The organism is Kitasatospora sp. NPDC057512 (assembly GCF_042802135.1).
Classification (GTDB): Bacteria; Actinomycetota; Actinomycetes; order Streptomycetales; family Streptomycetaceae; genus Kitasatospora.
Genome location: NZ_JBHVET010000593.1, coordinates 1 through 5597, shown reverse-complemented (window position 1 = coordinate 5597; position 5597 = coordinate 1). Strand labels below are relative to the sequence as shown.

Annotated in this window: 6 protein-coding genes; 4 read left to right on the top strand and 2 right to left on the bottom strand. The window is 74.0% G+C overall.

Annotated elements, in window-relative coordinates:
- The first annotated feature begins 92 nt into the window (after nucleotides 1-92).
- From ACFU6K_RS29860 to ACFU6K_RS29845, 4 genes are all read left to right on the top strand, one after another.
- Complete coding sequence (locus ACFU6K_RS29860) at nucleotides 93-662, top strand: methyltransferase family protein (protein ID WP_380668227.1); 570 nt, start codon at nucleotides 93-95, stop codon at nucleotides 660-662.
- 221 nt (nucleotides 663-883) lie between these two features.
- The gene (tatA, locus tag ACFU6K_RS29855; RefSeq protein WP_380668225.1) at nucleotides 884-1189 is read left to right on the top strand and encodes a Sec-independent protein translocase subunit TatA; all 306 of its coding nucleotides are present in this window, start codon (nucleotides 884-886) and stop codon (nucleotides 1187-1189) included.
- A 196-nt stretch (nucleotides 1190-1385) separates the two neighbouring features.
- Nucleotides 1386-2723 carry a hypothetical protein gene (locus ACFU6K_RS29850; RefSeq protein ID WP_380668223.1) on the top strand — a complete coding sequence of 446 codons (1338 nt, stop codon included), beginning with the start codon at nucleotides 1386-1388 and terminating at the stop codon, nucleotides 2721-2723.
- Nucleotides 2724-2881: 158 nt separating this feature from the next.
- Nucleotides 2882-3403 carry an ion channel gene (locus tag ACFU6K_RS29845; RefSeq protein WP_380668221.1) on the top strand — a complete coding sequence of 174 codons (522 nt, stop codon included), beginning with the start codon at nucleotides 2882-2884 and terminating at the stop codon, nucleotides 3401-3403.
- A gap of 66 nt (nucleotides 3404-3469) precedes the next feature.
- Here ACFU6K_RS29845 and ACFU6K_RS29840 read toward each other — a convergent pair whose 3' ends face one another.
- Both ACFU6K_RS29840 and ACFU6K_RS29835 read right to left on the bottom strand, forming a co-directional pair.
- Entirely contained in the window at nucleotides 3470-3844 is a 375-nt protein-coding gene (locus ACFU6K_RS29840; protein WP_380668219.1) for a VOC family protein, read from the bottom strand.
- Nucleotides 3845-3864: 20 nt separating this feature from the next.
- Nucleotides 3865-5472, bottom strand: coding sequence for a protein kinase (locus tag ACFU6K_RS29835; protein ID WP_380668217.1), 1608 nt, complete (start codon nucleotides 5470-5472; stop codon nucleotides 3865-3867).
- Between the last annotated feature and the right edge of the window lie 125 nt (nucleotides 5473-5597).

Below are 5597 nucleotides of genomic sequence, written 5' to 3'. Positions count from 1 at the left end.
ACCGCGGTGGGTCCACCCCCGGGTGCGTGCCCCGGCCGCCCGCCGGGAGGACCGTGGAGGCACACCTCGGATCCGACCGCCGGGAGCCCCTCATGTCCCTGCCCGCCCTCCTCTCCCTCCTCGGCCTCCTCTGCTGGATCGCCTACGAGCTGCTGCTGCGCCGGCGCGAGGACGCCGCCGCCGGCAGCTGGCACTCCGACCGCCGCGACCGCGGGTCGACCCGGCTGCTGCTCGGGTGCTACGCCCTCTCCGTCCTGGCCGTGCTGCTGTTCGACCGCGCCGCGATCGGCGAACCGCCCACCTGGGCCCGCTGGTTCGGGGTGGCCGCGGTCGCCGCCGGGCTGGCGCTGCGGGCCTGGGGCATGCGCACCCTGGGCCGCTACTACACCCGCACCCTGCGCACCGTGGACACCCAACGCGTGGTCCGCAGCGGCCCGTACCGGCTGATCCGGCACCCCGGCTACGCCGGCAGCCTGCTGGTCTGGGTCGGCTACGCGGTCGGTACCGGCGGCTGGGCCGCCGCCCTGGTGGTCGCGGCGCTGCTGCTCGCCGCGTACGGCTGGCGGATCTCCGCCGAGGAGCGGCTGCTGCTGGACGCCTTCGGGAACGAGTACGCGGAGTACCGCCGGGTGTCGAGGCGTCTGGTGCCGTTCGTCTACTGATCGAATACCGATCGGACCGGCGCGGTCGACGGGTGTGAGCTTCGGCACCCGCATTCGGCCAGGTGGACGGCGCGGCGCTCGCGATCCGCTCGAACGGCACCTGGTTTTTGGCCAGCGTTTCCCAGCTGGTGTATCCGTTCTCCGTCAGGGCCAGGCATACTGGCCAACACGGGCGCTAGCGCCCGCCACGACTCTAGACAAGAAGGGACCGGTGGCCAGGGATGCTGCGGAACGGTCTTGAGCCCTGGCACATTCTCGTGGTGCTGGCGGTCGTCATCCTGCTGTTCGGATCGAAGAAGCTGCCCGAGATGGCCCGCGGTCTGGGCAAGTCCATGCGCATCCTGAAGGCCGAGACGAAGGCCATGCGCGAGGACGACACCCCGGCGGACGCCGCTGCCGCCGGTACCGCGCAGAGCACCGCCGCTCCCCAGCAGAGCGCCGACCGCCCGGCCGTCACGCCGACCAACGTGACCAAGGCCACCGAGACCAAGGCCACCGAGACCAAGCGGCCCGAGACGACCGCCTGATTCTCCCTTCTCCTCCGGAAAGCCCCTGGTGACCCCACCAGGGGCTTTCCGCTGTTCGCAGGGCCTTTCCCGGGCCGTGCGCAGGCCCGCTCAGGGGCCGGCCGCGGGGCCGTTCGCGCCACCGCGCCTCCCGACTGGCCGTCCGATCTGATCCGTTGTCTCCTGGATTGCACCCCCGGAGGAACGGAGTCCCGGCATGCCGACCGACCAGCCCGGCGACGAGCTGGCCGAGCTGCGGGCCCGACTGAGCGCCGTCGAGGCCCAGGAGGCACGGCTCGCCCGACAGTTGGCGACCGGCCCGGCGCGGCACCCGACGGACCGTCCGCCTCCCCGGCACCGGGTGCGCTCCTTCTTCGCCGCCCTGCTGATCGTGCTGGCCTGCGTGCTCACCCCGCTCAGCGCCCTCGCCTTCTGGGCGAGGTCCCAGATCAGCGACACCGACCGCTACCTCGCCACGATGGCCCCGCTGGCCAGGGACCCCCGGATCAAGGCGGCCGTCACCGACCGGGTGACCGCCGAGATCGTGAAGCAGCTCCCGCTCGACTCCCTGCTCGACGGCCTCGCCCCGGCCGACCGGCCCCAGCTCGGCGCCCTGCTGGGCGGCATCGGCCAGGCCCTGACCGACGGACTCAGCGGCCTCGTCCACACCCAGGTCGCCCGGCTCGTGGACAGCGACGCCTTCGTCACCCTCTGGACGGAGGTCAACCGGAACGCGCACGCCGCCCTGGAGAAGATGGTGACCGGACAGGGCGGCGGCGCCGTCGAGATCCGCAACGACACCGTGGTGCTGGACCTCGCCCCGGTGATCGCCCGGGTGAAGTCCACGCTGGTCGACCAGGGCGTCCCGCTGGCCTCCCGAATCCCGGAGATCCACACCTCCTACCCGCTGGTGCAGTCCGACGCCATCCCCAAGGTCCGCACCGCCCTGCGGGTCCTGGACCTGGCCGGCTTCTGGGTCCCGGTGCTGGCCGGCGCCTGCGCACTCGGCGGGGTGCTGCTCGCGACCCGGCGGCGCCAGGCGCTGGTGACGACGGCCCTCGGCATGGCGGGCGGTGCGCTGCTGCTGGGCATCGGGCTGAGCGTGTTCCGGGCCGTCTACCTGGACCGGCTCCCCGCCGACGTCGACCAGGCCGCCGCCCAGGCGGTGTACGACACCCTGGTGCGGTACCTGCGCTCGGCCGTCCGGGTGGTGGTCACCCTCGGCCTGCTGGTCGCGCTCGGCGCCTGGGTCATCGGCCCCGGCCGGTGGGCGCGCACCGTCCGGGGCGGCTGGCGCGCCGGACTGGGCGCCGTACGGCGGGTGGCCGGACGGGCCGGACTGCGGCTCGGGCCGGTCGGCCGGTTCGTCCACCGCTGGAAGGCCCCGCTGGGCTGGCTGGCGGTGGCGCTCGCGGCGCTGGCCTTCGTGCTCTGGAGCTACCCGACGGTGCTGGTGACGCTCTGTCTGGCGCTCGGGTTGGTCGCCGTCCTGGCGGCGCTGGAACTGCTGGACGAGCCGGGGCGGTCCGAGGAGGGAACCCGGGCCCCGGCCTGAGCGGGCCGGCCCGCTCAGGCACCGGGCTTGGGCTTGAGGCTTGGGCTCGGGCTTGGGGCTTGGGCTTGGGGCTTGGGGCTTGGGGCTTGGGCTTGGGCTTGGCCTGAGCGGAGCAATCCGACGGGCGCCGGAGGGTGCGGTGGCCGAGGCTGGGCGGGATGTCCGAGAACCCGCTGCCGCCGCCCGCCGACCTGCGGGCCTGGTCCTGGCTGCTGGGCGCGTCCACGCTGTTGATGCTCGGGTACTTCACGCTGCCGCTGCAGTGGCTGGGTGAGCGTCGGCCGCTGCTGAGCTGGCTGGTGTTCGTGGGAGCACTGGTCGGGCTGACCTGGCTGATGCTCGCCAAGATCGTCGGGGTGATGCGGGGGACGGCCAGGCAGCCGGTGGTCTGGCTGGCCTTCCTGATCTTCCTGGCGCTGACCATCTTCGCGGCCACGTACTACGTCCTGGGCGCCCACAAGACGGAGTTCGCCGGACTGGAGACCCGGCTGGACGCGCTCTACTTCACCGTCGTGACGATGGCGACGGTGGGGTACGGCGACATCACCCCGGCCGGGCAGACGGCCCGGCTCGTGGTGGTGCTCCAGATCGGGTACAACTTCGTCTTCCTGGCGGCGGCCGCCGGAACGGCCTCCCGGGCGATCCGCGGCAACGTCGAACGCAGGATCCGCGGGAGCTGAGCCGACCCGCCGTACGAACGGGTCGACGCACAGCGTTGTCCACAGCCTGTGGACAACTCTATGGGCTCAGGAGCGACCGGTGTCGATCACACAGAAGCGATTGCCCTCGGTGTCGGCCAGGACCACGAAGTCCGGGTCCTCGGGGTAGCGCTTCCAGTCGACGCGCTCGGCGCCGAGGGCGACGAGCCGCTCGACCTCGGCCGCCTGGTCGGCGGCGTCGCCGGCGTACAGGTCGAGGTGGACGCGCGGTTCCTCCTGGACGGGCGACTCGCTGCGGCCGAGGGCGAGGTGGGCGCCGGGGCCGCCGCCGGCGGGGACGAGAACCGTCCAGTCCTCCTCGACCAGGCCGTCGCGCGGGACGTAGTCGAGGGCGGCCGTCCAGAAGGCGACCGCGCGGGCGGTGTCGGAGACGCCGAGGACGAGGGTACCGATCGTCAGCATGCCGCCATTGTGGCGGCCCGTCAGTCGTCCTGGAAGTCGGCGGTGGTGTGGAGGGTGGCGTACAGGGCGGAGAGGCGGGCGTTCCAGTTGGCGTAGGTGGGGACGTCGACGGCGTGCTTCTTGCCCATGTCCCGGATCACCTTCTGGGCGTCCTTGAGCTCCTGCGCGGCGTCGTCCGGGTTGCCCTCGTTGAGGCGGGCGGCGGTGGTGTCGAGGATCTTGAGCAGCTCCGCCTGCTTGTCCCGCTCCTTGCCGACCTGGGCCTGGGCGACGGCCTGGCGGAAGGCCTGGATCTGCAGCGCGGCGGGCTGGTTGCGCGGGACGGCCTGGGTGGCGGCCGGGGGCGCGGACGGGGGCGCCGAGGGGGTGGTGGGGGCCGCCGAGGTCGCGGTCGGGGAGGCCTTCTGGGTGGGCGGCGCGGCCGAACTCGCGGGGGTGGTGGGGGCGGTGGCCGCGGCCGGTTTGGCGGCGGCCGCGTTGCCGGCCGGTTCGTCGAAGGCGGTCAGGGCCAGCGCCGTGACGCCGGCCAGGCCCGCCACGCCCAACGCCCCGAGCACCAGCGGCTTCCGGCGGCCGCGGGCGGGCCCGGGCCTGGCGGCGGGGGCGGGCACCGGGGCGCGCATCGGGGCGGGGACCGGGCCGGGGACGGGCGCCATCACCGAGGTGGCGGCCGGGGGTTGGGGCGGCAGCAGGGTGGTGTGCTGCTGGTCCGGCTGGTTCGGCGGCGGGGAGAAGGGCACGGGCGGCAGCAGCTGGGTGGCGGCCCCCGCGGTGTTCGCGAGCAGCTCCGCCGTCGGGTCACCGACCATCAGTCCCGGTACCGTGCCGAGGAGTTCGGCCCGGGCGGCGGCCGCGTCGGCGGGGCGGTCGGCCGGGTTCTTGGCCAGCAGCCGCAGCACCGCCGCGTCCAGGGCGGGCGGCAGGCCGGGGCGTCGGACGGATGGCGGCAGCGGCTGCTCGCTGACGTGCTTGAAGGCGATCGCCACCGGGGTCTCGGCGGTGAACGGGGTCGCGCCGGTGAGCATCTCGGTGAGCACGCAGCCGACCGCGTACAGGTCCGTCCGGCCGTCCAGCGCCGAGGCGGTGGCCTGCTCGGGCGAGAGGTAGGCGGCCGTACCGAGCACGCTCGCGGTCTGGGTCAGGTTGCTGGAGGAACCGGCCCGGGCGATGCCGAAGTCGACGACCTTCACCCCGCCGTCGTCGGTGATCATGATGTTCCCGGGCTTGATGTCCCGGTGCACCAGCCCGGCCGCGTGCGCGACCGACAGCGCCTCGCAGACCGCCGCCGCGATGCCCACCGCGCGCTCCACCGGCAGGACCTGCTGCTCCGCCAGCAGGGCGGCCAGCGAACGCCCGGTGACCAGCTCCATGACGATGAACGGGGTGCCCTGGTCCACGCCCGAGTCGAAGACCATGACGATCCTCGGGTGCACCAGCATGGCCGCGTGCTGGGCCTCGCGGCTGAAGCGCTCGGCGAAGCGGGGGTCGTCGGCGAGGCCGCCGTTGAGGACCTTGACGGCCACCTGACGGCCCAGCACCCGGTCCACCCCGCGCCAGACGGTCGCCATGCCGCCGACGCCGAGTATCCCGACGAGTTCGTAACGCCCGTTCAGCGCCCGTCCGATCACCTGGAGCTCCCCTCACGTGCCCTGCCCCGGGGTCCCGGGCCGCCTCGTGCACCCGTGCACGATAGCCGCACCGCCGAGCGGGTCCGCCGGGGGCGGAGGGTGGCGGTCGGGGGACCGGGCAGCGG

Coding starts and splice junctions, on each gene's coding strand:
- ACFU6K_RS29850 (WP_380668223.1), top strand. CDS start 1,386: ATGCCGACCGACCAGCCCGGCGACGAGCTGGCCGAGCTGCGGGCCCGA.
- ACFU6K_RS29860 (WP_380668227.1), top strand. CDS start 93: ATGTCCCTGCCCGCCCTCCTCTCCCTCCTCGGCCTCCTCTGCTGGATC.
- tatA (WP_380668225.1), top strand. CDS start 884: ATGCTGCGGAACGGTCTTGAGCCCTGGCACATTCTCGTGGTGCTGGCG.
- ACFU6K_RS29845 (WP_380668221.1), top strand. CDS start 2,882: ATGTCCGAGAACCCGCTGCCGCCGCCCGCCGACCTGCGGGCCTGGTCC.
- ACFU6K_RS29840 (WP_380668219.1), bottom strand. CDS start 3,844: ATGCTGACGATCGGTACCCTCGTCCTCGGCGTCTCCGACACCGCCCGC.